At 68.8% G+C, this 26,776-nt stretch carries 19 protein-coding genes and 1 pseudogene; 10 read left to right on the top strand and 10 right to left on the bottom strand.

The window, feature by feature from the left end; all coding sequences use genetic code 11:
* Positions 1–79: 79 nt before the first annotated feature.
* The 9 genes and pseudogenes from rsgA to G6048_RS00655 all read right to left on the bottom strand — a co-directional run bounded on the left by rsgA (position 80) and on the right by G6048_RS00655 (position 12,606).
* Positions 80–1,159 (bottom strand): ribosome small subunit-dependent GTPase A, encoded by a 1,080-nt coding sequence (gene rsgA, locus G6048_RS00615; protein ID WP_165337407.1) that lies wholly within the window; start codon positions 1,157–1,159, stop codon positions 80–82.
* Between the two features lie 296 nt (positions 1,160–1,455).
* Positions 1,456–4,014, bottom strand: a complete 2,559-nt coding sequence (locus tag G6048_RS00620) for a polysaccharide lyase family 8 super-sandwich domain-containing protein (RefSeq protein ID WP_165337408.1) — start codon at positions 4,012–4,014, stop codon at positions 1,456–1,458.
* 41 nt (positions 4,015–4,055) lie between these two features.
* Positions 4,056–4,610 carry an anthrone oxygenase family protein gene (locus tag G6048_RS00625; protein ID WP_165337409.1) on the bottom strand — a complete coding sequence of 185 codons (555 nt, stop codon included), beginning with the start codon at positions 4,608–4,610 and terminating at the stop codon, positions 4,056–4,058.
* 124 nt (positions 4,611–4,734) lie between these two features.
* Positions 4,735–6,270 carry a cellulose binding domain-containing protein gene (locus tag G6048_RS00630; protein WP_165337410.1) on the bottom strand — a complete coding sequence of 512 codons (1,536 nt, stop codon included), beginning with the start codon at positions 6,268–6,270 and terminating at the stop codon, positions 4,735–4,737.
* A gap of 224 nt (positions 6,271–6,494) precedes the next feature.
* A complete protein-coding gene (locus G6048_RS00635) occupies positions 6,495–7,826 on the bottom strand; it encodes a radical SAM protein (protein ID WP_165337411.1) in 1,332 nt (443 codons plus the stop codon).
* Positions 7,827–7,909: 83 nt separating this feature from the next.
* Complete coding sequence (locus tag G6048_RS00640; RefSeq protein WP_165337412.1) at positions 7,910–8,392, bottom strand: cupin domain-containing protein; 483 nt, start codon at positions 8,390–8,392, stop codon at positions 7,910–7,912.
* Between the two features lie 450 nt (positions 8,393–8,842).
* Positions 8,843–10,048 (bottom strand): annotated as a pseudogene (locus tag G6048_RS00645) (RNA-guided endonuclease InsQ/TnpB family protein); the annotation flags it as partial.
* A gap of 317 nt (positions 10,049–10,365) precedes the next feature.
* The gene (locus G6048_RS00650) at positions 10,366–11,448 is read right to left on the bottom strand and encodes a LacI family DNA-binding transcriptional regulator (RefSeq protein WP_165337413.1); all 1,083 of its coding nucleotides are present in this window, start codon (positions 11,446–11,448) and stop codon (positions 10,366–10,368) included.
* Positions 11,449–11,625: 177 nt separating this feature from the next.
* On the bottom strand, positions 11,626–12,606 hold the full coding sequence (locus G6048_RS00655) for a hydroxyacid dehydrogenase (protein ID WP_165337414.1): 981 nt from the start codon (positions 12,604–12,606) through the stop codon (positions 11,626–11,628).
* A gap of 158 nt (positions 12,607–12,764) precedes the next feature.
* Between G6048_RS00655 and G6048_RS00660 the strand changes: the two genes are divergently transcribed.
* Entirely contained in the window at positions 12,765–13,412 is a 648-nt protein-coding gene (locus tag G6048_RS00660; protein WP_165337415.1) for a hypothetical protein, read from the top strand.
* Positions 13,413–13,586: 174 nt separating this feature from the next.
* Here the strand turns inward: G6048_RS00660 and G6048_RS00665 are convergent, their stop codons facing one another.
* Positions 13,587–14,474 carry a GNAT family N-acetyltransferase gene (locus G6048_RS00665; protein WP_165337416.1) on the bottom strand — a complete coding sequence of 296 codons (888 nt, stop codon included), beginning with the start codon at positions 14,472–14,474 and terminating at the stop codon, positions 13,587–13,589.
* A 289-nt stretch (positions 14,475–14,763) separates the two neighbouring features.
* Between G6048_RS00665 and G6048_RS00670 the strand changes: the two genes are divergently transcribed.
* The 9 genes from G6048_RS00670 (at position 14,764) to G6048_RS00710 (ending at position 26,776) form a co-directional block, all read left to right on the top strand.
* The gene (locus G6048_RS00670) at positions 14,764–16,032 is read left to right on the top strand and encodes an FAD-binding protein (RefSeq protein ID WP_165337417.1); all 1,269 of its coding nucleotides are present in this window, start codon (positions 14,764–14,766) and stop codon (positions 16,030–16,032) included.
* 147 nt (positions 16,033–16,179) lie between these two features.
* A complete protein-coding gene (locus G6048_RS00675) occupies positions 16,180–17,415 on the top strand; it encodes an ROK family transcriptional regulator (RefSeq protein ID WP_165337418.1) in 1,236 nt (411 codons plus the stop codon).
* A gap of 197 nt (positions 17,416–17,612) precedes the next feature.
* Positions 17,613–18,878 carry an ABC transporter substrate-binding protein gene (locus G6048_RS00680; RefSeq protein ID WP_165337419.1) on the top strand — a complete coding sequence of 422 codons (1,266 nt, stop codon included), beginning with the start codon at positions 17,613–17,615 and terminating at the stop codon, positions 18,876–18,878.
* 20 nt (positions 18,879–18,898) lie between these two features.
* The gene (locus tag G6048_RS00685) at positions 18,899–19,861 is read left to right on the top strand and encodes a carbohydrate ABC transporter permease (protein ID WP_165337420.1); all 963 of its coding nucleotides are present in this window, start codon (positions 18,899–18,901) and stop codon (positions 19,859–19,861) included.
* The gene (locus G6048_RS00690) at positions 19,858–20,751 is read left to right on the top strand and encodes a carbohydrate ABC transporter permease (protein WP_165337421.1); all 894 of its coding nucleotides are present in this window, start codon (positions 19,858–19,860) and stop codon (positions 20,749–20,751) included. Before G6048_RS00685 ends, G6048_RS00690 begins: the two co-directional genes overlap by 4 nt.
* Positions 20,752–20,778: 27 nt before the next feature.
* Positions 20,779–23,676: a glycoside hydrolase family 2 TIM barrel-domain containing protein gene (locus tag G6048_RS00695; RefSeq protein WP_165337422.1), complete on the top strand. Its 2,898-nt coding sequence runs from the start codon at positions 20,779–20,781 to the stop codon at positions 23,674–23,676.
* Positions 23,677–23,683: 7 nt separating this feature from the next.
* On the top strand, positions 23,684–24,886 hold the full coding sequence (locus G6048_RS00700; protein ID WP_206341015.1) for an MFS transporter: 1,203 nt from the start codon (positions 23,684–23,686) through the stop codon (positions 24,884–24,886).
* Positions 24,883–25,950: an ABC transporter ATP-binding protein gene (locus tag G6048_RS00705; protein ID WP_165337423.1), complete on the top strand. Its 1,068-nt coding sequence runs from the start codon at positions 24,883–24,885 to the stop codon at positions 25,948–25,950. The genes G6048_RS00700 and G6048_RS00705 overlap by 4 nt, the downstream gene beginning before the upstream one ends.
* Positions 25,951–25,960: 10 nt before the next feature.
* Positions 25,961–26,776: an ABC transporter permease gene (locus G6048_RS00710; protein WP_165337508.1), complete on the top strand. Its 816-nt coding sequence runs from the start codon at positions 25,961–25,963 to the stop codon at positions 26,774–26,776.

A 26,776-nucleotide genomic window follows, 5' to 3' on the forward strand; every position in this document is an offset into this window, starting at 1 on the left:
TGGAGCAACACCGACGACCTCGACCACAAGGTGGTCAAGGGCGTTCTCGGCGGTACGTACACCTGGCTGGAGGAGGGCGTCATCGACCCTTCCGGCGACGGTGCCTGGATCGCGGACGCGACGCCCGAGCCCGCGCATCCGTCTTGGCCACAATCCGCTCATTCTCACGAAGCAGCTTGCGGTAGCTGTCCAGCCGCCGCTCCGGCAACACACCGGACTCGACCGCGTCAAGGACCGCACACCCCGGCTCCGCCACATGCGCGCAGTCATCAAAGCGGCAGCCACCCGCAAGCTCCTCGATCTCCGAGAACACCTGCCCGACCCCGCTCCCGGCATCGAAGAGCCCAACTCCCCGCAGCCCGGGCGTATCGATGAGCACACCACCACCAGGCAGGACGAGCAGATTGCGCGTCGTCGTGGTGTGGCGCCCCTTGCCGTCCACGTCACGCGCGGCCCGCACCTCCATGACGTCCTCGCCGAGCAACGCGTTGGCAAGCGTCGACTTACCCGCACCGGACTGCCCGAGCAGCACAGACGTCCCCCCGGAGACCACCGCCGCGAGAACATCCAGGCCTTCTCCGAGCGCGGCGCTGACCGTCAGCACCGGCACACCCGGCGCGGTCGTCTCCACGTCCTGGACCAGGTGCGCGAGCGTCACCGCGTCCGGTACGAGGTCGGCCTTGGTCAGCACCACGACCGGCTGCGCGCCGGACTCCCAGGCGAGCGCCAGGAACCGTTCGACGCGCCCGAGGTCGAGCTCCAGGGCGAGCGACACGGCGACGACCGCGTGGTCGACGTTGGCCGCGAGGATCTGCCCCTCGGACCGCTTGGAGGAAGTGGAGCGCACGAAGGCGGTACGGCGTGGCAGATACGTCCGTACGTAGCGAGGGTTGCCCGCGGGTTCGACGACGACCCAGTCGCCGGTGCACACGACGCGCAGCGGGTCTCGCGGTGTCACGAACGCCGTATCGGCGCGCATGACCCCGTCTGCGGTGACCACGTCGCACTGCCCCCGGTCGACCCGGACCACCCGTCCGGCGACGAGCCCTTCGGCGTCGTAAGGGGCGAACTCGTCCGCCCACGCCTGGTCCCAGCCGTAGGGAGCGAGCGGATGCGGAGAAACAGAACGAGAAGAGACAGAACGAGAAGAGAAAGACAAGGGGGTGACCCTTCGAAGGGTGGCCCCGGGAGGATGTCAGCCGGCGGCCACTGAGGTGGACTTGATGAACTTCCGGATGCGGGCAGCGCCCATCACGAAGACAGCCATCGGTCACACCTCCCAACCAAGCCAAGTCACCCGCGGCACCCTCCGGCCACCGCTCGAACAGCACTGACACTAGAGGCACCTGAGCCACGACGCCATCGAATTACGGCACCCCATGAACGCCGGCCCATTGCGCGACGGGAAAGCGTCACGCCAGTCCGTAGAGCGCCTCCAGGTCGACCAGTTCGATATCAGGCCCAGCCGCGCAGCGTGACCCTGAAGCTCCGTCCGTACGCGTGGTGGGTGTCGAAGTCCAGCCGGGTTCCGCCGTGGGTCGCGCGTACGCGTACCCCGTCGTCCGAGGTGACCTCTCGCAGAGGGCGGCCGGGGAGCAGGACACTGACCGTGTCGCGGTGCATGGTCGGGTCGGACACGGCGACGGTGGTCAGGCCGCGGCGTTCGCGCCGGACGATCACCGAGGCGGGGCCGTCGATACGCATGCGCATCCCTGGGGCCTCATGGATGCCGGGTGTGAAGCTGTTGGCGGCCGTCAGGCCGAGGCCGGTGTGGGTGACGGCCTGCAGACGTGGGGTGTTCGCCAGAACTTTCAATGGCCCGTCGTGCAGGTACGAACGCAGGCCGGCCTCCCCGGCGTTCGGCACCAACGCGTAGGCCAAGCGGGTTGGTTGGGCTCCGCGAGCATGCTCGACCGTCACACCGAGCACCGTGCGGGTCACGGCGGTGTCCGGGTTCGCGGTGCGGACCACCCGGCGGCTGCGGGTGACCCTGTCCAGGGTGATCCTCACCGGCGGGGTGTCGAGGAAGACATAGCCGACCGCGGTCCGCTGGGTGGCATTGGCGTAGCGCAGCCAGCGCAGGTCGCCGAGGCCCGGGCCGGTCCAGGGACTGCCATCGCGGAGCATCCCGGTGACCGAGACCTGATCGTCCGGTGCGGCGGTACGGGCGTCGACCGTCGTGGTCACGGCCCGACCGGCACTGTCGCCGACCCCGGCCGCGAGCACCACGATCTCCTCGTCGAGGAGGAACCACGACTTGGTCGCCCGCGCGTTGCGGTAGGCCACGAAGTCGTCCGGCAGCAGCCCCGCGCCCTTGTCGCGGTGGGCGACGTCGTCGGACTGCACCATCCCGGCCACGCCGTACGCCCCGAGAACGGCGCCGCCGGAGTGCCGATGGGTGCCGCGCGGGAAGTAGACGTACGTGTTCTGCGACTCGGACGACGAGGTGAAGTTCAGCGGGTGGCCGGGGTTGTCGTAGTACGGCTTCCCGTACAGCTCGGGGATGGTGCGCCGCCGCTCGACCGGCGCGGTGACACCGGCGAGGCCGTACGGCGAGACCGTGGTGAAGTAGTCGACGCCGTACGCCTGGGTCTGGTCCTGTCCGGAGAGGTAGAGGTAGTACGCGCCCTCGCCCTGGAACCAGGGCATGAGGTTCTCGCCGCTCATGTACTCGTACTTGCTGATCCGGTCGGAGCTGCGGGCGAGCGCGAAGGCGTAGCCCGGTCTGCGGTGCACGGTCCTGTCCATGGCGTTGAAGGCGACGCTGCGGGAGGCGGGGTTGAGGTCCGCGGGCGGGACGGTGGCGTCGCCGATGATGTCGGCGTAGCGCACGATGCTGACCGGGGAGACGAAGCCGGCCGGGTCGAGAGCGGTGCGCGAGGTCGACCGGATGTACTTGACGTAGCTCTTCAGGGCGGTTGCATCGGCGCCGGTCGTGAGTGAGGCGAGATCGACGATGGCCTCGACGACCACCGCGACATCGGTGTAGCCGGTGTCCGTCCGCGCGACCGCCCTCCCCTTGACGATCTCCATCATCCAGCCCTCGAAGATCAGCGGCGCGAAGCCGTTCCTCACCCAGCCGTGCACGGTCGGCACCAGTTCCCCGCCGTGCGCGAAACCCGTACCGTCGAGGATCTTGAGGGTCTGGACGACACGGGTCAGCAGGGCCTTGCCGTAGGAGCCGGTGTACGCGACAGAGGCGTGCTGGATGAACGACCCATCGGCGTAATGACCGTCCGTGACACCGTGGTTGAGGTGGTACGGGTCGATGGTGACGAAGACCGTCAGCTGGTCGGTGAGGGCCTTGCGGATGCGTACGTCGTCGCCGAGGAGCGCGCCCTGGAGGATCCGGTTGGTGGTGATGTCGGCGAGGTTGGCGCCGGTGTGGAAGCGCGAGTCGAGGTTCACGTCCCCGTCGACGCCGTTGCGGAGGTAGGCGTCCATCGAGACGACGTAGGTGCGGATGAGGTCGGGGCGGTACGCCTTCACCTCGTCGGCGAGCAAGGCCAGGGTTTTGCTGATGTGCTGAGAGAGACCGATCTCCCAGTGGTGCCAGTTGCCGTAGTAGCCCGTGGCCTGGTCGCCGTAATAGCGCTCGTGCAGCCAGCCGAGACCGTCGATCACCCGGCGCTGCACGACGGTGTTCTCGTACAGGCCGGAGGCCGGGCCGCCCGGTGTGCGGGTGGCGAGGGCGATCTCGTACAGCCACCGGAAGGCCGTGTTGAGGTTGGCCTCGTCGGTGCCGAGCACCAGACCGGCGAACAGTTCGTCCGCGCCCGCCCCATCCATCAACGTCAGATTCGTCCGTGCGGCCGTGTCGATGGCGGCGAGCTTGGCGGCCGTCTCCGGCCGGGCGTTGGACTCGACGGTCCCGGCGAACACCGCCACGGTGTTCGCCAGCAGACGTGCGCTGCCCTCGGCGACCTCCGCCGCGCTCGCCGGCTCCGAGGGGATCACGGCCACCAGACCGGCGGCCGAGAGGGCGGACAACAGCTGTCTGCGAGAGATCTCCATGGTGTCCTCCGCCGCTGAATCGGCATCCTGGCGGGCCGGAGTCAAGCGGACCCGGCAGCCGACGGCAAGAGGTCCGGCGTCCGGCGCGCCGTTCGTCCGTACAGCACGAGTGCCCGGGCCAGGCAGCCCAGCGCGATCGTCGACAGCACCCCTCGTACGATGTTCCAGGCCACCCACGGATCCTCGAACTCCTCGCGCACGGCGGCCGGATCGGCGATCCTCGCCGGATCACCGGCGTCGACGAGATCGGTGTTGAGCGGGATGTTCACCATGACGGTGAACAGAAACGCGAGAGCGTACGCCACGAGGGCGGCCCACACCCACCAGCGCAGCCTCTCGGAAGAGCGCAGCTGCCAGGCGGAGACTCCCGCGAGGATCAGCGCGCCGATGAAGCTCAGGAAGAACACCGGGTTCTGGATGACGTCGTCGATGTTCTGCATGACCTCGACATAGACGCGGTCGTCGCTGCGGGCCAGCGCCGGCATCACGGCGCAGGCGAAGATGTAGAACGTCCCGGCGATCAGACCCATGGCGACCGTAGCCGCGACCAGCACACTTCCGGCGGTCGTACGCCGCCCTGCGTTGTTCTGTGTCATGTCTACGAGTCAACCGGCGCCCCGTCGCGGACGACATGGCCAGGACGCGCAGCCACATAAGCGGCCGTCCAGGCCGGCCCGGGGCCCCAGCGGGCCCGGCCGTCGGGCGCGAGCCGTCAGCCCTTCAACTCACATCCGTGCAGCTGTGCCCGTTCAGCGTGACGTCGTACGGCGCCGAGTTCTCGCCCTCCCACGACGCGAGGAAGCCGACCGCGAGCTTGCCGCCGGCGGGTACGGCCTTGTTGTAGTCGGCGGGGGTGGCGGTCACCCGGGAGCCGTCCTGGTCGGCCTTGCCGTCCCACATCTGGGTGATCCGCTGGCCGTCGCGGAACTTCCAGCCGACGCGCCAGTCGTCGAGAGCCTTGGTGGTGGTGACGGTGACAGTGGCCTGGAAGCCGTCCGGCCACTGGTTGACCAGGTCGTAACCGGCCTTGCAGTACGCGGACTTCGTGGGCTCGGGGTCGGACTCGTGGGAGTTCGTCGCCTCGCCCTGGGGCTTCTGGCCCGGCGGTTTGTCGCCATCCGCGTCGTTCTCGTCGTTCTCGTCATCCTTGTCGCCGTCGGAGCCCGCCCCCGGATCCGAGGGGTCGGAGTCCGAGGGCTCCGGCGTGGGGGACGTGGTGGCGGGCGGCAGGGCGTTCGGCGGGGGCACCTGGTCGCCCACCGGCTCCCGGCCCGACGCCGACTCGTCCTGTGCGACGGGGTCACTGTCGGAGTCGGAGTTGAAGGCCCCGAGCGAGACCACGAGCGCGAGCAGGGACACGATGACGGCCGCGACCAGCAGCCCGGCGCGCCCGAACCGGGCCTTGCCCTCCTCGGCATCCGGCGGCGCCGCCACCTCGTCCGGGTCGGTGCTCGACCGGCTGAGCCCCGATTCCACGGCTCTGCGCCGCCGTTCCAGATACGCGAGTCCGCCCCAGCCGAGCACGCCGCCCGCGAGGGCCGCGGGCACCCCGCCGCCGGTCGGCCGCAGACAGGCGGCGGCCTCCGCGCACTCCACGCATCGCGCGAGGTGACGGGAAAGGTCCTCAGGGGTGTCGGCAGCGGGTGAACGGGTGACCCCGTCGAGGAGCCGGGCATAACGGCGGCACTCCGCGTCGAGCGGGGTGTCGAGATGGTTGCGGTGGCAGCGGTCGCGGAACACACGGCGCACCTGGTCGAGTTCCTCGGCGGCGCCCTCCGGATCGAGACCGAGCCGGCCGGCCACGGCGGGCAGCGGTATCGCCTCGACCTCGGCCAGCCAGAGCAGCGCCGCGTCCGCCTCCTGCATGTCCCTGAGCGCACGCAACGCGAGCGGCCGCTGCAACGGCGGTCCCGAATAACGCTCCGCCTTCTCGGAGTTGAGCCACAGCCGCAGATCGGCATCGAGGCGCTCGCCATGGCCCTGCGATTCCCAGCGGGCAGCCGTCTTGCGTACGGACGTCAGTAACAGCGGAATACGCGGCAGCCTGGGCGTCCGCGACCGACGCCCGAAGCTCTTGCCACCGCTGTCCTCGGAGGCGCGCACCTCACGTATGCCATGGGAGAACGCCTCGGAGGCCAGCTGTCGGGCACCGGAGGAACCCGCGGTGCACAGATCGGCGTACGACAGCACCGCGTCCCAGCACTCCGAGAACAGAGTGGCCTCGGCGGCGTCTTCAGGGGTCGGCAGGTCGGGCATGGGCGGGGACTTCACCTGCATCCGCAAAAGAGGGGAGTCAACTCATGAGGGGAATACGGCAGTTGAGCGGGGACAACTCAAGGGGGCCAGAGTTTTTCACGCGACTCGCACAACTGACAAGCGTCACATGCATATGCGTCCGCCTCTGCCACCTCAAAAGTTCACGCCAACCCCATCCCCACCAGCGCAAACACCCGTTCCCCGCTCCCCGCCCCGCACCTACCTCAGACCTTTCGGATCGCCGGCGCCTCCTCGTTCGCAGGCAAGCTGTCCATGAACGAGCTGACCGAGAAGACCGCATTACCCGGTCCGGGCGGGCCGTATCCGGGCGGCGAGGACAGCCCGAAGTCCTCCATCGTCGAGCGGTACGCCTCGAGCAGCCGGATGTGGTACTCCAGCGGCGCGCCCTGCGGATTGGCCTTGCCCAGCGGTGTCGTCACCTCGGGGCACCAGGTGGTGAACCGGGGCGTGATGCCGTGCGACATGAAGAAGCGCAGGCCCTCGGTCGTCGACTCGATCGCCTCGTCGACGGTCGTGAAGCCGAAGGGCTCGGCCATCTCGACGCCGGCCACGAAGTTGGGGATGACGTTGCGCGCGCCGAAGACCTCCGCCGAGTCGAGGATGCGCTTGTGCCACTCGTCGCGGCCGACGTAACGCTCCTTGCCCGGGCAGTACATCTTGAACAGGTACTCGTCCCACACCTCGTAGTTGGGGTGGTAGATCTGCACGCCGTAGTCCTTGAAGCGCTGCACGTCATCACGCGGCAGCGCCTGGGCCACCACCTTGCCGATCCACCGCCCGGGGAAGCGTTCCTCGATGGCCTTGGCGTAGTGCCCGTAGAAGTCGGCCTCGTCCCGCCCGGCGACCGTCTTGGTGATCGCGCCTCCGGTGAGCGTGTACGCGGTGGACGCCTTGGCGGTGTCGTACCGGTCGATGATCTCGAGGGCCTCGAGGACCTCCTCGACGTCCTTCACCCCGGTGTACGGGCGCCCCGCCGCCTTGTGCTGGCGCCAGTTGTGGTTGATGTCGCAGTACTGGCACTCCTCCTTGGCGCCGAAGTACTGGCAGACCCGGAAGACGGTGAGGTAGATGAGGTAGCCCCACTGGATCGTCGGGGCCACCTCCATCACGGACTTCCCACTCGCGAGGGTGTGCCGGTAGTACTCCGGCATCGGCGGCACCCCGACATCCGAGATCCGCTTCCCGTCGAGATAGAGCCCGAGCACACCGTCCTCGTCGGCGGCCACCCGGTACGGCGAGGACGGATTGACGCGTACGGAGACGACGGTGCGCCGCAGGTCGTACGGCCCCCCGGTGAGGATGATCTCCTCGGGCGGGCGCCGGAGCGCGGCCTCGCCGAGCTCCGGCAGGGTGCCGTGGTCGAAGGAGAAGATGAAGTACGACTTCGGCTTCACCTCGCCGTCCTCGTTGTCGCTGAGGGCCGACGCGTCGAAAGCGACACCACCCCTGAGCAGGTCCTCCTTGAAGACGGCCTCCCGCGGTACGTGCGGGAACCGTTCCATCAGATCCTCGACCAGCGCGGTGCGGCTGCCCATCCCGTAACTCCTCGCTCCCGGCGGCGGTTGTGCTCCACTCCTCACGGTATGCCCCCGGCTGGACGGGATGGGTGCCGGGTCCCTCAGACGTCGCAGCCGGGGTCGGGCGCGTCGACGGACAGCGGTGCCCCTTCGGGCAGCAGGTAGGTCACGTACAGGACGACGGGCTCGGTGCCCAGGTTGCGGCCGATGTGCACATGGTGAGGTCCGGCGGGCTCGACGAAGGACTTCCCGGCCGTGGTGGTCTCCACCGTGCAGTCGTGCATCGTGCGGGTGAGCGTGCCGGACTGGACGACGGCGATCAGCTGACCCTGGTGGTAGTGCCAGCCGGTGGAGCCGCCCGGCGCTACCGTGATCGTGCGGACCACTACGTCGGTGCGTCCACGGGTCTTGATCTTCAGACCGTCCTCGGACGTCCCCTTGGCGAGGATGGTTCCGCTGACCCCGCTGCCGGGGGTCGCGAGCGCCGTCGAGGGCACCACACCGGCCGCCACGACGCACGCGGCGACGGCCACCGCCCTCCGGATCCGCCCTCTGCGCCCGCTGCGTACGCCGCTGACCGCCATCGCTGCTCCATCCCGCCCGGTAACTCCGGACATCTGTGACGACACATCGAACAGTGCGGAAAGAACCTCTCATGGCGGTGGATCAGCCGACCACTGAAATCCAACTCCCGTACGACAGAAGAGATATGGCACCGCGCCAGCGCCCCGGCACACGGACACGGCCGGGCGAAGCGCGATACGGTAGAAGAGCGAGTGGAACAGGTCCAGTTCCTGGCCGTCCGGCCCGACCAGGACCTCCTCGCCGAGGAACGGCTCCCAGCCCAGGGACTCCCCCACGATGCGGTGGCTGCGCGCCTTGCCCTCGTAGAAACGCGACCCGATGACCCGCAGGCCCTCGTGGGCCTCCCAGGCGCCTTCATAGGTGTACATGACCTGGTTTTGGAGTGCTCTCCCCCCTTCGCAAGCTCGGGAAGGAGATTCCCACCTACCTTGCGGCGGCGGGCTTGACGCGACGCGACGAGCGCGCCTAACGACTGCCCTCCCGGCAGCCGGGATCGCCGCGAGGCCGATCCGGTACAGATGCAAGATGTTCCGCGCCGCGTTGTGATCGGCATTGCCCGACCAGCCGCAGTCCGGGTTCTTGCACACGAACACGGCCTGGGACTCTCGGCCGCCGGGCGTGGTGCATCCGCAGGCCGAGCAGCGCCGGGAGGTGCCGGGGGCGGGGACCTTGACCAGGGCGCCGCCGTGCCGGGCGGTCTTGTACGCCAGCATGGTGACCGTGCGTCCCCACGCCTCGGCGACGATGGCGCGGTTCAGCCCGGCCTTCTGGGCGACATTCTTCCCCGGCACCTCGACGGTGCCCCGGGCCGACGTGACCATGTTCGTGATGGTGAGTGCTTCGACCGCCACCGTGCCGTAGGTGCGGGCGATGGCGGTGGTCGTCTGGTGCTGCCAGTCGGCGGCTCGTCGCTTGGCTTTCGCTCGGAGCTGGGCGATCTGGTCAAAGGTGTGCTGCAGGCGGCGCGAGGTGCGCTCGCCGGGTTCGCGGTGCTGTTTGCGGTGGGCGGCGCGCTGTTCCAGGCGCAGGAGCTTGGCCTGTTCCTGCTCGGTCAGCCACTGCCCGTGCTCGTACGTGGTCCCGTCGGAGAGGGCGAGCGGCACGGTGACGCCCACATCGATCCCGACCTCCGGGCCGGTGTGAGGCTCGGGCGTGGCTTCCCCGGTCGTCACGCGGAAGGCGATGTGCCAGCCGAGCGCGTCCTTGATCAGCCGGGCTCCGGTGATCCGGTTCTCGGTGCCGGCGTGCCTGCCGGCGGGGAGGTCTTTGGTCCAGCGGAACTTCACGCGGCCGATCTTGGGCAGGTTGACCATGCCCCAGCGGCGGTGCACCCGCACCACGTGCAGGTCGCGGCCCTGCGGGATGTCGATGCTCATCCTGGTGCGGAAGCGGGCCTTGAACTCTGGTGCCCGAGCCCGGCCCTCCCAGCAGTTCTTCCACGCCTGGAAGTACGTTTTCAACACCGCCTGGGCGGCCTGGGCGGGCAGCACGGCGAGGAAATCGAGGGCCTGGCGGGCCTGCCGGATCGCGGCGTCCGCGTTGGCCAGGGTCCGCTGGTCCTTGGGCATCATCTGCCACCAGGCGTGCAGCAGGTTCCACAGGGTGCGGGCCGCATGCGCCCGGGCATCGGCCTTCGACACCTCGGTGGGCGACAGCGCAAGTCGGGCACGGTGCCCGAACTGCCGTGTGACCAAGGTGCCCTGACTCACAACACGCGCCCCCTCGATAGTTCGCCCGACACTCACAAGAACGAGCGAGGCCCTCAAAGGTCACCCGACTGGCCCCGGTGATGCGGCAGCCCGCCACCAGCCACCGCTCAGGGCGCATCCGAAGGAGCAAGAGAAATCGGTCCCTATTGAAGCTAGAAGCCACTACGGGAAGTGGCGAACGTGATCTTAGAGACCGGTTGTCCTGAAGCGCCGGAGATGAGGGCTTGGCCGAGCCGGGCTCAGGGGGCTTGGCTCGGCCAAACTCAACGGCCGCGCCGACGGGTCGAGTCACGCAGCACCACATGCGTACCAAGCACCAGGTGCTGACTGTCAGGGAGTTCATCCCGGTGCAGCGCCAGCCGGACCGCAGCACGTCCCAGTTCCTCCTGCGGAACGTTGACGGTGGTAAGCGCCGGGTAGACGTCCCGGGCCACGGGAATGTCGTCGTATCCTGCGACGGCGACGTCATCCGGGATACGCCGCCCACCCTCCCGCAAGGCCTGGATCACCCCGGCCGCAACCATGTCCGTGGCCGCGAAAACCGCCGTGAACTCCCGCCCAGCGGCGAGGAGTTGACGCGCCAGCTGATAGCCGACCGACCGAGAGAAGGCACCGTCCACGATCAGCTCAGGATCAGGCGTGAGACCGAGCAGTTCATGGGCCCGCGTGAAACCGCTGATCCGCTGCCCACTGGTGGACAGCCCAGGCATCCGGCCCACGTACGCGATACGCCGGTGCCCCGACGACAACAGGTGGGTGGTCATGGCGAAGGCGCCGCCCTCGTTGTCGTAGTCGACGACCGTGGCCGGTATGCCCGGCCCGAGCGGCGGCCTGCCGACCAGCACGAGCCGCGAACCCACCCGGTCCAGGCCGTGCGCGAAGTGCGTCATCCGCTCCTGGTACGCCTTGTCCTCCCAGGCCCCGCCGACCACGATCACGGCGTCGGCGCGCTGCTCACGCATGGTCTCGACGACGGCGAGCACACGCTTAGGGTCGCCGTGCGTGGTGCACAGCATGCACAACCGGCCCTCCTCGGAGGCCTGTTCCTCCACTCCGCGCGCGATATGGGCGTAGAAGGGCCCGGTCACATCGTCGACCACGAACGCGACGGTCTTGTTCGTCGAACCGCCGAGCGCCCGGGCATGCGCGTTGACCACGTAGTCCAGCTCGCGCATGGCCTTGAGCACCCGGGCGCGCGTGCCGGCGGCGACCGGGTAGGTACCGCCCAGGACACGGGAGACCGTGGAGGCGGAGACGCCCGCTCGCGCGGCAACGTCCCTGACGGTGGACGCGTCACTGCCCGTGGGCGCGCCCCTGCTCGCCTCCGGTCCCGACCTTTTGGCCACCGCTCGGCCACCTCCCCGTTTTTGGTGCAGGTCACCCTACGAGACCCGGCGTGGTCCGACCCCAGGGCACCCAGCTGCGACGTGCACCACCGGCTCACCCCGGCGTCTCCTGCCGTACGAGCCCCACCGACCAAGGCGACGCGAACTGGGCGGCGGCAAGGGCGCGTACGGCGATCGTCACGCGGCGCGCCCCAACTCCGCTTGGTCAACGCGGTGGGCGAGGCCGCGCCCGGCAAGCAGCCGCTCCACCTCCTCAACGACGGTGAGCCCGAGACGCGCCACCTCGTTGCCCTGCGAGCCCGCGAGGTGCGGGGTGATGAACGCGTTCGGCAGGTCGAAGAGCGGCGAGTCGGCGGGCAGCGGCTCGGGGTCGGTGACGTCGAGGATCGCGCTGATCCGCCCGGTGCGCAGTTCGTCGATGAGCGCGTCGTGGTCGAGGAGCGCGCCGCGCGCGGTGTTGATGAGCACGGATCCGTCTGGCATCAGGGCGAGTTCGCGGCGGCCGATCAGATGGCGGGTCTCGGGTGTGTCCGGGGCGTGGACGGTGACGATGTCGGAGGTCCGCAGCAGGTCGTCGAGCGGCAGCAGGGGTACGCCGAGCGCCGCGGCCCCCGCCTCGTCGACGTACGGATCGGTGAGGCTCGGCCGCAGGTCGAAGGGGCGCAGCAACTCGATGAGGCGGCGGCCGATGCGGGAGGCGCCGATGACGCCGACGCGTCGGCCGTAGTTGCCGATGCCGGGGACGATCCCCCAGCCGGGGTGGGCCCGTTCGGCTCTGAGGCGCTCCCTGCTCGTGAAGAGGTCCTTGCCCGCGAGAAGGATCATGGCGAGCGTGTACTCGGCGACGGGCAGCGCGTTCGCGTCGGCGGCCGAGGAGACGGCGATCCCGCGTTCCCACACGGCGGGCGTGGTGAAGCCCTTCACGGAGCCCGCGGCGTGCAGGATCGCCCGCAGCTTCGGCGCCGCCTCGAGCACCGCCTCGTCGATGCGGGGGCAGCCCCAGCCGGTGACGAGGACCTCGGTCCTGGCGAGCACGTCCCGTACGCGCGGGTCGGCGAAGCTGTTCTCGACCACCAGAGTGGGATCGATTTCCACGGCGTCACGCAGGCGCGCCAGCACCTCCGCCGGAAAGACGTGCGGCACGTTCTCGGCGCTCATGGCGAACAGCGCGACGGGGCGCTCACGTTGGGGTGAGGAGCTTCCCGGGGAATGCTCGGGCAACGAACTGGCCTCCGGCTCGGTGAGGTGGATATGGCGCACGGCCTATGGCAACCGGTCTCTACGGTATGGGTGGTTGAGCAAGAGGGTCAATGCACATGAAAGCGCTTTCTGACGCCTGGCAGTGCGCAGACCTCCGGCCGGGCTGCACACGGGTGGCGCGTAAGGCCAAGGGCCGATCAGGCGGCGTCCGCAGCGCCCCGACCACAGACGTCCGCCCCGCCGCCGGTGTCGCCGAGCTGCTGCCACTGCCCGGACCGCTGCGCCGCTTCTTGCTGCGGCAACTGCTGCGGCACCTCATCCCGGACGCCAACGGGTACTTCTTCACCAACACTCAAGGAAAGATCAAGGACCGACTGCGCACGACCCTCAACGCCGTGGCCGGGCCCGTCGTGGTGGTCAGCCACAGCCTTGGCACTGTCGTTGCCTACGACGTGCTCAGCGAGGCCGGCTTTGCTCAGAAGGACGTCCCGCTGTTCATCACGCTGGGCTCGCCCCTGGGCTACACCGAGATCCAGGACGTCATCACCCGGCCATTGCGCATTCCCGCCCCGGTCCGATTGTGGACGAACTTTGCCGACCCGCTTGACCTCGTCACGCTGGACACCACCTTGGCCGACGACTTCAGGGGCGCGGCGAAGGTGATCGCCGACATCAGGGTGGACAACCCCTCGCCGAACAACCATGCGTCCTGCGGCTATCTGCGATCCCGCCACGTGCGTGACGCTGTGACCGCGGCAGCGTGACGACGCGAAATGTGACAGTGCGGCACCCGACTGTCACATTTTGCCGCGACAGCCTACCGGGGTCCGGCACCATCGGCCGATGTGCCCGCACTGCCGCGAGGGTTCGCCTACGTCGGCCGAGCGGCGGTGTACCGCTCGGACCACTGCACAATCTTCCCTCCCCGATTCCCTCCCCTAACCGGCTTCTGGCGCGCCGTAGGAGAACTTGTACCCGGCGAAGTCGGCGACGTGGACGTATCCGATCCGCTGGTAGAGGGCGTTGCTGGTGGGGTTGGCCGGGTCCGTGAACAGGACGACGTCCGTCGCACCCGCCGCCAGCGCGGCACGGCTCACCTCGACCGTCACGGCGCCCGCGTAGCCGCGGCCCCGGAGGTGGGCCGGTGTGTAGACAGGGTCCACCCGGACCATGCCGCCGACGATCGAGGTCGTGGCCGCCATGGAGGCGGGTGTGCCGTCTGGGGTCTTCCAGAACGTGAAGTGCCTGTCTCCGAAGCGCGAGTCGGCCCAGGAGCCGGCGTCGATCAAGTCGATGGAAGGCTGCTCCCCGACGTCGACACAGAACTCACGGCACCAGCGCACGACTTGCTCGTGGTCCTTCCCGCCCGCGAGGCGACCCTGGCCTTCTGGACGCGGCTGCGGTGGGGTGAGGGTGCCGAGACGGTAGAGATGAGTCCGCCAGAAGGGTTCCGGCGCTGCGCCCGCGTGCTGTTGCCATGTCTCGGCGAAAGCGGTGGCGGTGTCGTTGTCTGCGATGACGTTGGCGGGGAAGAGGCCGAGCTCGGCCAGTTGAGCGGCGAGGTGGCCGGCCTGCTTGGCCGAGAGGGGGGTGAGGCCCAGACGGCCGCGCGGAGTGCGATAGAAGATGGCGCGGACCTCGCCTTCTGACTCCAGTCTGCCGAAGACGGCGGCTTCGGCACCGTGCGCGTGCGCCCCGCGGGTACGCAGTTTCTCGATGTCCGTCAGCGGCGTGTTGTGGAGGGCGGGCCGAGAGCGCAGGAAATCTCCGGCTTGGGCGAGGAAGTCGTCGACGTCTTCGGTGAGTTGCCAGTCATCCGGGAGCATGCTTCATGATCCCTTACGTACTCGGATCAGGGGAGCACTTGCTCAGAGAGGCACTATCGGCGGGGAGACGCACGGCAGTTGTCACCGTGGGCGCAGCGCGTCGGCCGAGACCTTCTCGCGCACTGGCGCTCACAAAACGGCGAGCGGCGTCCGCCGTCGCCCCAAGCACTCGCCCCAAGCACTCGCCCCAAGCACTCGCCCCCGCAGAGGAAGCCCATCCGCCAGCCCATCCGCCCGTCAAGGTAGCTTCCCTCTACAACAGAGGGCTTCCTGGGGAGGGACGACACGGATGGCAGGGACGACAGAACCCGTAGCCAAAGAGCGCGTGACCAACTGGGCGGGCAACATCACCTACTCCGCCAAGGAGCTGCACCGCCCGCACTCGCTCGACGCGTTGCGCACGCTCGTCGCGCAGAGTGCCCGGGTGCGGGTGCTGGGCAGCGGGCACTCGTTCAACGAGGTCGCCGACCCGGGCAGCGAGGGCGTGCTGGTCTCGTTGACCGCGCTGCCGCCGTCGGTCGAGGTGGACACGGCAGGGCGTACGGTGCGGGTGGCCGGCGGCGTGCGGTACGCGGAGCTGGCGCGGCGCGTGCATGAGTGCGGGCTCGCGTTGCACAACATGGCCTCGCTGCCGCACATCTCGGTGGCGGGCTCCGTGGCGACCGGCACGCATGGCTCGGGGAACACCAACGGCTCGCTGGCCTCGGCCGTACGCGAGGTCGAACTGGTCACCGCCGACGGTTCGTTGCTGACGATCGGCCGCGGCGACGCCCGCTTCGACGGCACCGTGACCTCCCTGGGCGCGCTCGGCGTGGTCACCGCGCTCACGCTCGACCTGGAACCGGACTTCGAGGCCGCCCAGCAGGTGTACAGCCAACTCCCCCTCGCTGGGCTGGACTTCGAGACGGTGTCGGCAGCGGCGTACAGCGTGAGCCTGTTCACCGACTGGCGGCAGTCCGGCTTCGTACAGGCCTGGGTGAAGCGGCGCACCGACCAGCCGCAGCACGACTTCCCGTGGGCCGTGCCCGCCACCGAGGCCATGCACCCCGTGCCGGGCATGCCCGCCCAGAACTGCACGCAGCAGTTCGGCGTGCCGGGCCCCTGGCATGAGCGACTGCCGCATTTCCGGGCCGAGTTCACGCCGAGCAGTGGCGCCGAGCTCCAGTCGGAGTACCTGCTTCCACGCCCGTACGCGCTCGACGCCCTGCACGCTCTCGACGCGATCCGCGCGACGATCGCGCCGGTCCTGCAGATCTGCGAGGTCCGCACGGTCGCCGCCGACAGCCAATGGCTGAGCCCCACGTACGGGCGGGACACCGTGGCGTTCCATTTCACCTGGGTCCCGGACACGGCGGCCGTGCTGCCCGTGGTGCGGCGTATCGAGGAGGCACTCGCCCCCTTCGATCCGCGCCCGCACTGGGGCAAGGTGTTCACCGCGGCACCGGCTACGCTGCGCGAACGCTATCCGCGGATCGACGCGTTCACGTCGCTGGCGGAGGAACTGGACCCGGCGGGCACATTCCGGAACACCTTCGTCCGCGAGGTGCTCGGCACCTGACGTCCAGGCATGCCCGTAGCCGAGCCCCTCTTTCTACAACCCCTTTCCTAACCCCTTGTCGAAAGTCCGTTGCAGGCCATAGCCTTGCGCCGCGCCGGGGCCGACGTGGCTCGGCACGGGTCTGAAGGGATCAAGGGGGGCCACCCGGTGAAGCGCACATCCCGCGACATACGCACCGCGAACCGCTATGAGGTGCTGCGCCAGATCATCGCCGAGTCGCCCACCTCCCGGCAGGAGCTGGCGGCCGCCACGGGGCTGAGTCTGGCCACGGTGGCGACGCTGGTCGGTGAGCTGCTGGATCTCGGGTTGCTCACCGAGGTCGGGTTCGAGGACTCGGCGGGGGGCCGCCCGCGGGGCCTCGTGGCCGTCAACGCGTCGGGGGGCGCGTTGATCGGCGTGGACATCGCGGAGACGTACGTACGCGTCGAGCTGTTCGACCTCGCGCTGAATGTGCTGGCTCGCGCGGACGAGGACATGCGCCCAGGTGAGAGCCGTCCGGCGCAGGTCGTGGGGCATGTCGCCACGGCCGTCGACTCGGTCGTCGCGCAGGCCGGGGTCGAGTGTGCGCGCGTGCTCGGGGTCGGGGTCAGCGTGCCGGGGCAGGTGGACCGCGCCACCGGCATCGCGGAGTACGCGCCGAACTGGGACTGGCACGACGTGCCCCTGCTCGGTCTGCTCTCCGAGCAGATCTCGCACCCCCTGTATCTCGACAATCCGCTGCGCGCCTGCGCGGTCGCCGAGCTGTGGTTCGGTGCGGCCCGCGGGCGCGGGGACGCCGTGGTGGTGAATCTCGGTACGGGGGTGGGCGCCGGGCTCGCCCTCGGTGGCGGGCTCCATCGCGGGGTCAGCAACAGCGCGGGCGAATGGGGCCACACCACGCTCGTACTGGACGGGCGGCTCTGTCACTGCGGCAACCACGGGTGCGTGGAGACGTATGTGGGAGCGCCCGGAATCATGCTGAACCTAAGGGAGTTGAGCCCGCGCAGCCCGCTGCTCCACCCCGAGGACCAGACGGCGACCATCGACGCCCTGGCCCGTGGAGTCGCCGCCCAGGATCCGGTGGCGGTCAAGGTGGTCCGGGACACGGCCCGTTACCTCGGTGCCGGCATCGCGGATCTGGTGAATCTGCTCAACCCCGAGGTTGTCGTGCTCAGCAGCTGGGTCGCGGCCGCCCTCGGCGAACCCCTGCTCGAGGAGGTCCGCGAGGCGGTGGCCCGGCATGCGCTGCAGCGGCCGCTGGCCGCCACCGAGATCGTCCTGTCCCCGATTCCCACCGATCCGGTGTGCCTCGGCGCGGCGACATTCGCGCTCGAGGGCGCCCTGTCCTCGATCACGCAGAAGGCCAACCAGAGGTCCAACCGACGTACCTGGTCCAAGCAGTAACCGGCCCCGGGTCAACCCCCTCGCCGGTCCCATTCGTTCGGAATTCCGAACCCTGTACAACGCTTCGCACAGGCTTCGTCCAACCCCTTGCCGAAGCCTTAGCCGAAGGTTAACGTCCCGCACCGCACCTGAGTTTTGAGCCACCGGCTCACTGAGCGATTGCGCCGCAGCCGCACTTGAGAGACAAGGACGTCAGCATGTCGGCACTGAACAGCAACAACTGGGACCGTCGCACCGTACTGCGGGCCGCCATGGGCCTGGCCGCCACCGGCGGGCTGGCCGCGTGCGGCGGCAACACCGGCCGCTCCGAGGGAGGCGCCTCGGGCAAGAGCCTCACGCAGTACTTCCACGCGTACGGCGAGGCCGGCACGCAGGAGGCCATCAAGCGTTACGCCAAGGACTTCGACGGGGCCAACGTGGCCACGCAGTGGATCACCGGCGACAACTTCGAGAGCAAGCTGTTCTCGTCCCTGCTCACCAAGAACGCGCCCGACGTCTTCGAGTTCCATCCGCAGCTCCAGCTGATCAGGAGCGGTCAGGTCGCCGACCTCAGCGACCTCGTCAACCCCGTCAAGGACGACTTCAACCCCGCCGACATCAAGTCGCACACCATCGACGGGAAGATATGGGGCGTCCGCATGATCGACGACCCGCAGTTCTTCTACTACCGCAAGTCGATGCTGGAGAAGGCGGGCGTCGAGGTGCCGCAGACCCTCGACGAACTCGTCGAGGCCGCCGCCAAGCTCACCACCGACAAGGTCAAGGGCCTGTTCATCGGCAACGACATGGTCCAGACGCAGTACCCCCTGGTGTGGTCCTCGGGCGCGGACCAGCTCACCGCCGACAACCAGATCGCGTACCACACGGACGCCGTGGCCGAGACGCTGTCGAAGTACCGCACGATGTTCAAGGCCGGCCATCTGCTGACCGGCGCGCCCGCCGACTCCTGGGACCCCTCCGCCCTGATCCAGGGCCTCTGCGCGATCCAGTGGTCCGGCATGTGGGCCATGCCCGCGCTGCAGAAGGCGCTCGGCGACGACCTCGGCATCTTCCCCTACCCCGTCGCCGCGGACGGGGCCAAGCCGTCCGTCTTCAACGGCGGTTGGTCGATGTTCGTGAACGCCAAGGGCAAGAACGTCGACCTGGCCAAGGAGTACGTGAAGTGGCTGTGGATCGACCAGAAGGAGCACCAGGAGGACTGGGCGCTCAGCTACGGCTTCCACGTCCCGCCGCGCCAGTCGATCGCCGAGACCGCCGACAAGCTCAAGTCGGGTCTGCCGGCTGAGGGCGTCAAGTTCTTCAACGAGTACGGACGGTTCGAGAACCCGTCCTGGACGCAGGCGATGATCACCGCGTTCGAAGAGTTGATCGCCGACGTCGTGCGCAAGGGCGTGGAGCCGGAGAAGGCCCTCGACACCGCGGATGCGAAGGTCAACCGCGAACTCAAGAAGCTCTTCGGATAGGCCGCCGGACAGGTAACGACATGTCGACCACGACTACGCGTGACGCCACGCGCCCCGCCCCGGCCAAGGTCTCCAAGACCAAGCCGCGGCGGGGTGTGCGGGGCACCACGTTCAACTTCTGGCTCTTCACCGGACCGTTCCTCATCGGTCTGCTGATCTTCGTCTACATCCCCATCCTCTGGAGCGCCTGGCTCAGCTTCTACGAAGCGCGGTACACGGTCACGCCGGACAAGTTCGTCGGCTTCGACAACTACGAGTACATGCTGACGAACGGCGACTTCGTCGGCTCGCTGGGGACCTTCACCGTCTTCGCCGCGATCGTCGTGCCGATCACCTGGGCGCTGTCGCTGGGCCTGGCGCTGATGGTGCACCGGCTGCGTTTCATGAAGGCGTTCTTCCGGTCGGTCTTCTTCCTGCCGACGGCGGTCAGTTTCGTCGCGGCCTCGCTGATCTGGAAGATGTCCATTTTCAGCGGCGTGCGCTTCGGGTTGATGAACACCGTCCTCGACTGGATCGGCATCGAGAACGTCGCCTGGCTGGCCGACCCCAATCCGCCCTGGTACTGGCTGGTCATCCTCACTCTGCGACTGTGGCTGCAGTCCGGCTTCTACATGATCCTGTTCCTGGCGGCACTGCAGAACATCCCGCCGTCGCTGTACGAGGCCGCCGCCATCGACGGCGCCAAGCCGGGCTGGCAGACCTTCTGGTACATCACGCTGCCCCAGCTGCGGGCGACCTCGACCGCCGTGATCCTGCTGCTGCTCGTGGCCGCGTACCAGGCGTTCGACGAGTTCTTCAACCTGCTCCCGAAGACGACATGGGGCCGGCCACCACTCGTCGAGCTGTACCACACCGCCCTGGGGCAAAATCAGGACTACGGCGCCGGCAGCGCGGGCGCCATGATCCTCACCATCCTGATCTGCACGGTGACGCTGCTGCAGGGCAGGTTCATGGGCCTCGGAAGGGGTGACGAGAACAAGTGACCACCACCACGCCTGAGATCAAGGAAACCGCGCCCCGGGCGGACAAGCCGCAACGCATCAAGCGCGGCAACGTCATCGGCAACACCGGCCTCTATATCGCCACCGGCGTCGCGGCCTTCCTCTTCCTGGTCCCCTTCTATCTGATCGTCCGCAACGCACTCTCCACGGACGCCGAGATCACCGGCGAGAAGTGGAAGTTCTTCCCCACCGACATCCAGTGGGGCAACATCAGCGAACTGTTCACCGACAACACCGTGCCGTACGCGACGTCCCTGTGGAACTCCACGGTCGTCGGCGTCGCGCACACCGTGGGCGTCCTGCTGGTGTGTTCGCTGGCGGGGTACGGCCTGGCGCGCATCCCGTACAAGCACGCCAACAAGATCTTCTACCTGGTCCTGGTGACCCTGATGGTGCCGGCCGCCGTCACCTTCGTACCGAGCTTCGTGCTGGTCTCGTCGCTCGGCTGGGTGTCGAGTTTCCGCGGTCTCATCATTCCGGGGCTCTTCAGTGGTTTCACCTGCTTCCTGTTCCGGCAGTACTTTCTGGGGTTCCCCAAGGAGTTGGAGGAGGCGGCACGTGTGGACGGACTCGGCTACTGGGGCGCGTACTGGCGCGTCGTCGTGCCCAACTCGCTGAACTTCTTCGCGGCCATCGCCACCATCACCTTCATCCAGGGCTGGAACGCCTTCCTGTGGCCGCTGGTCATCGGCCAGGACCAGGAAGCATGGACGGTCCAGGTGGCGCTCTCCTCGTACATGACCAACCAGACCGTCAACTTCCATCTGATCTTCATGGCCACCGCCATCTCGATCCTGCCCCTGGTGCTCGTGTTCCTCTTCCTCCAGCGCTGGCTGGTACAGGGGGTCGCACAAACCGGCATCAAGGGCTGACACCTTCTCTCAGGACGCTGGAGACCGATGTCATTCCGCACCACTACTGATGTCGACTACGTCGAGGACGTCTCGCCGGGCAGCGGGGCATTGCCGCCCCGCGCCTGGTACGCGTCCTCGGACGCCAAATCCCTTTCCTTGAATGGGAGTTGGCGCTTCCGGCTGTCGGCGACCGCCGATGCCGAGGACGACTCGTTCGCGGCGGACGGGTACGACGCCGGGGACTGGGCCGAGGTCGCCGTGCCCGGCCACTGGGTCCTGCAAGGCCACGGCTCGCCGATCTACACCAACCACCTCTACCCCTTCCCGGTCGACCCGCCGCGCGTGCCGACCGAGAACCCGACCGGTGACCATCTGCGGGTCTTCGACCTGCCCGACGACTGGCCCGCTCTCACGGACGGCGGCTCGGTACTGCGCTTCGACGGGGTCGAGTCCTGTGCCCGCGTCTGGCTGAACGGCACCGACATCGGCGAGTTCAAGGGCTCCAGGCTGCCGCACGAGTTCGCGGTCGGCCATCTGCTCAAGCCCGCCGGGAACGTGCTTGCCGTCCGCGTCCACCAGTGGTCGGCGGGCTCGTACCTGGAGGACCAGGACCAGTGGTGGCTGCCCGGCATCTTCCGGGACGTCACGCTGCTGCACCGTCCGGCGGGCAGCGCACTGGACTTCTTCGTGCACGCCTCCTACGACCACGTGGACGGTCTCGGGACCCTGCGTGTCGACTCCGATGTGGAGGGCCGGGTCACCGTGCCCGCGCTGGACATCGATGTCGCCACGGGTGAGTCGGTGACGGTTCCGGTCGAGGCGTGGACCGCGGAGACGCCCCGCCTGTACGACGGCGTGCTGGCCACCGAGGGCGAGCAGGTCCCGCTGCGGATCGGCTTCCGTACGGTCGTACTCGAGGACGGCCTGATCAAGGCCAACGGAAAGCCGCTCCTGTTCAAGGGCGTCAACCGGCACGAGTGGCACCCCGAGCGCGGCCGTGCCCTCGACCTGGAGACGATGCGCGAGGACGTGCTGCTGATGAAGCGGCACAACATCAACGCCGTGCGCACCTCCCACTACCCGCCGCACCCGGCCTTCCTCGACCTGTGCGACGAGTACGGACTGTGGGTCATCGACGAGTGCGACCTGGAGACCCACGGCTTCGTCGAGCAGGCCTGGCGCGACAACCCCGTCGACGACGACCGCTGGACCCCGGCGCTGATCGACCGCGCATCCCGGATGGTCGAACGCGACAAGAACCACCCCTCCGTGGTGATCTGGTCCCTGGGCAACGAGGCCGGCACCGGCCGCGGCCTGACCGCGATGGCCCAGTGGATCCGCGGCCGGGACGGCTCGCGCCTGATCCACTACGAGGGCGACATCAACTGCCGTGACACGGACATGTATTCACGCATGTACGCCTCCCATGACGAGGTCGAGCAGATCGGCCGGGACCTCGACGGCGGCACGCATAGGCGACGCGGGCTGCCGTTCATCCTGTGCGAGTACGGGCATGCCATGGGCAACGGTCCCGGTGGTATCGCCGACTACCAGCGGATCTTCGAGGCGTACGAGCGGCTCCAGGGCGGTTTCATCTGGGAGTGGATCGACCACGGGATCAAGGACGCCCGGTTCGGCTTCGCCTACGGCGGTGACTTCGGGGAGGAGCTGCACGACTCGAACTTCGTCTGCGACGGGCTGCTCTTCCCCGACCGTAAGCCCTCGCCGGGGCTCATCGAGTTCAAGAAGGTGATCGAGCCGGTCCGTATCGAGGGCGACGGCGCGGACGGGACCGTACGGGTCACCAACGCGTACGACTTCGCCGACCTGTCGGCGCTGGCCTTCGAGTGGTCCTACCAGGTCGACGGCAAGACGGTCGAGCACGGTTCCCTGTCGGTGCCCGCGCTGGCGCCGGGCGAGTCAGCGGAGGTGAAGCTGCCTCAGGCGCCGTCGGGCGACGGGCGTGGGGCCGAGACGCAGTGGACAGTGCGGGCTCTGCTGGCGGAGGACACCGCGTGGGGCAGGAAGGACCACGAGGTCGCGTGGGCCCAACTGCCGGTCAATGCACGGTCGTTGCCGTCTGTCGTGGCAAGTGACAGGCCTTCTGCGAGCGATCGCCTGATCTACGTCGGCCCGGCGTCCTTCGACGTACGCACCGGTGCGCTGAAGACGATCGGCAGGCTGAACGTGACGGACCTGCGTCTCGACGTGTGGCGGGCGCCGACCGACAACGACGAGGGCGCCTCCTGGCAGGACGACATCCGCTGGGCTTCGTTGTGGCGCAAGTACGGCCTGCACCGCATGCGACACCGCCTGGACGGCGTCGAGTTGGACGACGACGCGTTGACCGTACGGACCCGGGTGGCGCCCGCCGCCTGGGAGGTGGGCCTGCGCACGGTGTACCGGTGGACATCCGACGGCAAGCGGCTGAAGCTGACCGTGTCCGTGGCGCCCGAGGGTGACTGGACGGTGCCACTGCCCAGGCTCGGTATCCGGTTCGGGCTCGCGCAGGCGGGCCAGGTGAAGTGGTTCGGCGGCGGGCCCGGTGAGGCGTATCCGGACACCAAGTCGGCCTCGATGCTGGGTCTTTGGCACTCCTCGGTGGATGAGCTGCAGACTCCGTACGTGCGTCCGCAGGAGAACGGGGCGCGGGCCGACGTCCGTTGGGCGGAGCTCGGGGGCTTGAGGATCGAGGGCGACCCGGAGTTCTGGTTCTCGGCCAGGCGCTGGACCAACGAGCAGTTGGACGCGGCTCAGCACCTGACGGACCTGACCCCCGGCACTGCATCCGACAGCGGCTCCGCCGCGGGTGTGTGGGTCAACCTCGACCACGGCCAGCAGGGCATCGGCTCGCAGTCCTGTGGTCCGGGCGCGCTGCCGCAGTACCAACTGCGGGCGGCACCCGCCGAGTTCTCGTTCGTGTTCTCGGACCTTCGTGACTGACACGAACATGGTCGTACCGACCGCGGCCGGACGGATCTTCAGCCGTCCGGCCGCGGTCGCGTCCTGCGTCGGTTTCGTCCTCATCGGCATACTCCAGTCGCTCTACGGCCCGGCCGTCCCGGGCCTGCGCGAGGAGTTCGGCCTCTCCCCCTCCGGGGCAGGACTCGGTCTCAGCCTGCACTTCACGGGCGGCGTCGCGGGCGTACTGGCCTTCAACGCGATCCACTCCCGGATCAGCAACAGGGCGCTGCTCGGGGCGAGTTACGCCCTGATGGCGGCCGGCGGCGCGGGCTTCGCCCTCGCCCCGAACTGGCCGCTCGCGCTCGCCGCGGCCTTCCTCGCCGGCCTCGGTTTCGGCGGTATCGACTACGGCCTCAACCACCTCTTCGCGGTCGGCTTCGGCGAGCGGTCGACGGCGATGCTCAACATTCTCCACGCCCACTTCGGCATCGGCGCCGTACTCGGCCCGGCACTCATCGCGTGGACGGGCCCGGACGGGTACGCGTACGCCTTCGGGGCGTGTGCGGTGCTGGCGGGCGCGCTGATCCTGTGTACGGGCGGCGTGGGCAGGGAGGCACCGGCGCCATCCGTGTCATCGGCTTCGGCGGCTTCGGCGGCTTCGGCGGCTTCGGCGGCTGAAAAACCTGCCGCCACCGGCGGCCTCCTCTCCCGCGTACTGATCGGCTTCCTCGCCCTCTACATTCTGAACGTCGCCGTTGAGACGGGCGTAGGCGGCTGGGAGCCCACGCATCTGGAGACCGTCGGCTACAGCGCCACCGTCGCGGCCTCCGCCACCTCCGTGTACTGGCTGATGATGACCGTCGGCCGCTTCCTCGTCGTCCCCCTCACGCTGCGGTACTCGCCCGAGCGCATCCTCACGGTGTGCGCGGCCGGGATGACGGTGTGCCTGCTGCTGTCGCTCGTAAAAGGAGTGGCGCCGGTGGCCTATGCGGGTGTTGGCTTGTTCATCGCGCCCGTCTTCCCCACCGGCCTCCCCTGGCTGAACCGGGCTCTCCCCCAGGCCAAGCGTGCCGGTGCCTGGGTCATCGCCGCGTCGATGATCGGCGGAGTGGCAGCGCCGCCACTCCTCGGGATGGGCATCGAGGTCTCCGGCATCCGCGCGGTGCCATGGCTGCTGACAGCGTTGTCGGTGGCCGGTCTCGCGGCAACCGTATGGCTGATCAGGCTGACCAGGAGGTCCGCTGCATGAGCGGCAGCATCGAGGTACGGGGCCTTTCCCGGACCTTTCACACGACCGTGCGCCGCCCGGGTTTCCTGGGGGCCGTCAGATCGCTCATCAACCCGGAGCGGGTCGCCAAGCACGCCGTCATCGACATCGGCTTCGAGGTGCAGCCCGGCGAACTGCTCGCCCTGCTCGGGCCGAACGGCGCGGGCAAGTCCACCACCATCAAGATGCTCACCGGCATCCTCACGCCGACGGCCGGTGAGGCGCGGGTCGCGGGCGTCGTCCCGTACGAGGAGCGGGAGCGCAACGCGCGCAACATCGGGGCGGTGTTCGGCCAGCGCACCCAGCTGTGGTGGGACCTGCCCGTGCGGGAGTCCTTCGCGATCCTGCGCGACATCTATGACGTACCGGCGGACGAACACGCCTCGCGACTGCGGGAGTTCGACGAGCTGCTCGACCTGTCCTCCTTCTGGGACACGCGCGTACGGCACCTCTCGCTCGGCCAGCGCGTGCGCTCCGACCTGGCCGCCGCCCTGCTGCACGACCCGCCGGTGGTGTTCCTCGACGAGCCGACCATCGGCATGGACGTGGTCGTGAAGGAGCAGGTGCGGGAGTTCCTCCGATACCAGGTGGAGGAGCGCGGGCGGACGGTGCTGCTGACGACGCACGACATGACGGAGGTCGAGCGGCTCGCGGAGCGCGTCGTGCTGATCAACCACGGGCGGCTGGTCCTCGACGGCTCGCTGGACGAGATCCGCCGGAAGTTCGGCTGGACCTGGCAGGTGCGGGCCACGCTCGCCGACGCGCACGCCGCCGTCGAGCCGTGGCCCGGGGTCGTACTCGTACGGCGGGAGGGTCCTCAGGTGGTGTTCGGCCCCGACGGGCCGGCCGCGCCGACGGTGCACCAGGCGCTGAAGCAGGTCATCGAGCGGTATGAGGTGACCGATATCGCCCTGGACGAGGCCGAATTGGAGGACGTGATGCGGGCGGCGTACGCCCAGGCGGGCGACGACCTGGCTGCGGACATGGCGCGCGACGTGGCTGGTGACGTGGCAGCCCAGGCACCGGCTCAGACGCAGGGAGGCTGAACCCGTGGCGATGCCCTCCGCGCCCTCCGCCCTGCGTGCCTGGCGGGCCGCCCGGGTCACCCCGCTCGGCGAGTTGCACACCCCGCCCCGTATGACCGCCGCCCTGGTGCGACTGGCCGTCCAGGTGGTGCTGGTCGCCTCGCTGTGGCGGGGCCTGTACGCGGCGACCGGCACCACCGCCGGGCTCGACCGCGAGCAGGCCGTCACGTACGCCGTACTCGCCGTACTGGCCACGCGCGTACGGGAGTTGGACCAGTACTCGGGCCGCGACACGGTCCTCCAGCACATGCACTTCGGCACCATCGTGTACTGGTATCTGCGCCCGCTGCCGCCGCAGCGCTACTACGCCCTGCGGGCCCTGGGCGAGCAGATCTACGGCTTCGCGTGGGCCATCGTCGGCTACGCGGTGTGCGTGGCCGCCGGGGTCGTACAGCTGCCCAAGTCGGCTGCCGTGGCTGGGGTGTTCATGGTGAGCCTGTTGCTGGGCCAGTGGGTCCTGTACTACATCATGCTCGCCATCGACCAGCTGTGCTTCTTCACGCTCCGCAACGGTGCCGCGATGCTGATCCTGATCTTCGCGCAGAACCTGCTGTCGGGGGTGTACGCGCCGTTGTGGTTCTTCCCGGACTGGTTCATCACGCTCAGCGGCTTCCTGCCCTTCCAGGCGACGCTGAGCGTGCCGCTGTCGCTGTACGTGGGCCGGATCGAACTGTCCGCCGCCTGGGCGCAGTTGGCGATTCAGGCTGCCTGGGTGGTGGTCCTCGCCCTGCTCACCCGGCTGGTGTGGCGACGGGCCGCCCGGCGCGTGATCTCCCAGGGAGGCTGA

This window comes from Streptomyces ureilyticus (genome assembly GCF_011045025.1).
In the GTDB taxonomy this organism is placed as follows: domain Bacteria; phylum Actinomycetota; class Actinomycetes; order Streptomycetales; family Streptomycetaceae; genus Streptomyces; species Streptomyces ureilyticus.

Coding starts and splice junctions, on each gene's coding strand:
- G6048_RS00620 (WP_165337408.1), bottom strand. CDS start 4,014: ATGGAGATCTCTCGCAGACAGCTGTTGTCCGCCCTCTCGGCCGCCGGT.
- G6048_RS00625 (WP_165337409.1), bottom strand. CDS start 4,610: ATGACACAGAACAACGCAGGGCGGCGTACGACCGCCGGAAGTGTGCTG.
- G6048_RS00630 (WP_165337410.1), bottom strand. CDS start 6,270: ATGCCCGACCTGCCGACCCCTGAAGACGCCGCCGAGGCCACTCTGTTC.
- G6048_RS00635 (WP_165337411.1), bottom strand. CDS start 7,826: ATGGGCAGCCGCACCGCGCTGGTCGAGGATCTGATGGAACGGTTCCCG.
- G6048_RS00640 (WP_165337412.1), bottom strand. CDS start 8,392: ATGGCGGTCAGCGGCGTACGCAGCGGGCGCAGAGGGCGGATCCGGAGG.
- G6048_RS00655 (WP_165337414.1), bottom strand. CDS start 12,606: ATGAGCGCCGAGAACGTGCCGCACGTCTTTCCGGCGGAGGTGCTGGCG.
- G6048_RS00660 (WP_165337415.1), top strand. CDS start 12,765: ATGAAAGCGCTTTCTGACGCCTGGCAGTGCGCAGACCTCCGGCCGGGC.
- G6048_RS00665 (WP_165337416.1), bottom strand. CDS start 14,474: ATGCTCCCGGATGACTGGCAACTCACCGAAGACGTCGACGACTTCCTC.
- G6048_RS00670 (WP_165337417.1), top strand. CDS start 14,764: ATGGCAGGGACGACAGAACCCGTAGCCAAAGAGCGCGTGACCAACTGG.
- G6048_RS00680 (WP_165337419.1), top strand. CDS start 17,613: ATGTCGGCACTGAACAGCAACAACTGGGACCGTCGCACCGTACTGCGG.
- G6048_RS00685 (WP_165337420.1), top strand. CDS start 18,899: ATGTCGACCACGACTACGCGTGACGCCACGCGCCCCGCCCCGGCCAAG.
- G6048_RS00695 (WP_165337422.1), top strand. CDS start 20,779: ATGTCATTCCGCACCACTACTGATGTCGACTACGTCGAGGACGTCTCG.
- G6048_RS00700 (WP_206341015.1), top strand. CDS start 23,684: ATGGTCGTACCGACCGCGGCCGGACGGATCTTCAGCCGTCCGGCCGCG.
- G6048_RS00705 (WP_165337423.1), top strand. CDS start 24,883: ATGAGCGGCAGCATCGAGGTACGGGGCCTTTCCCGGACCTTTCACACG.
- G6048_RS00710 (WP_165337508.1), top strand. CDS start 25,961: ATGCCCTCCGCGCCCTCCGCCCTGCGTGCCTGGCGGGCCGCCCGGGTC.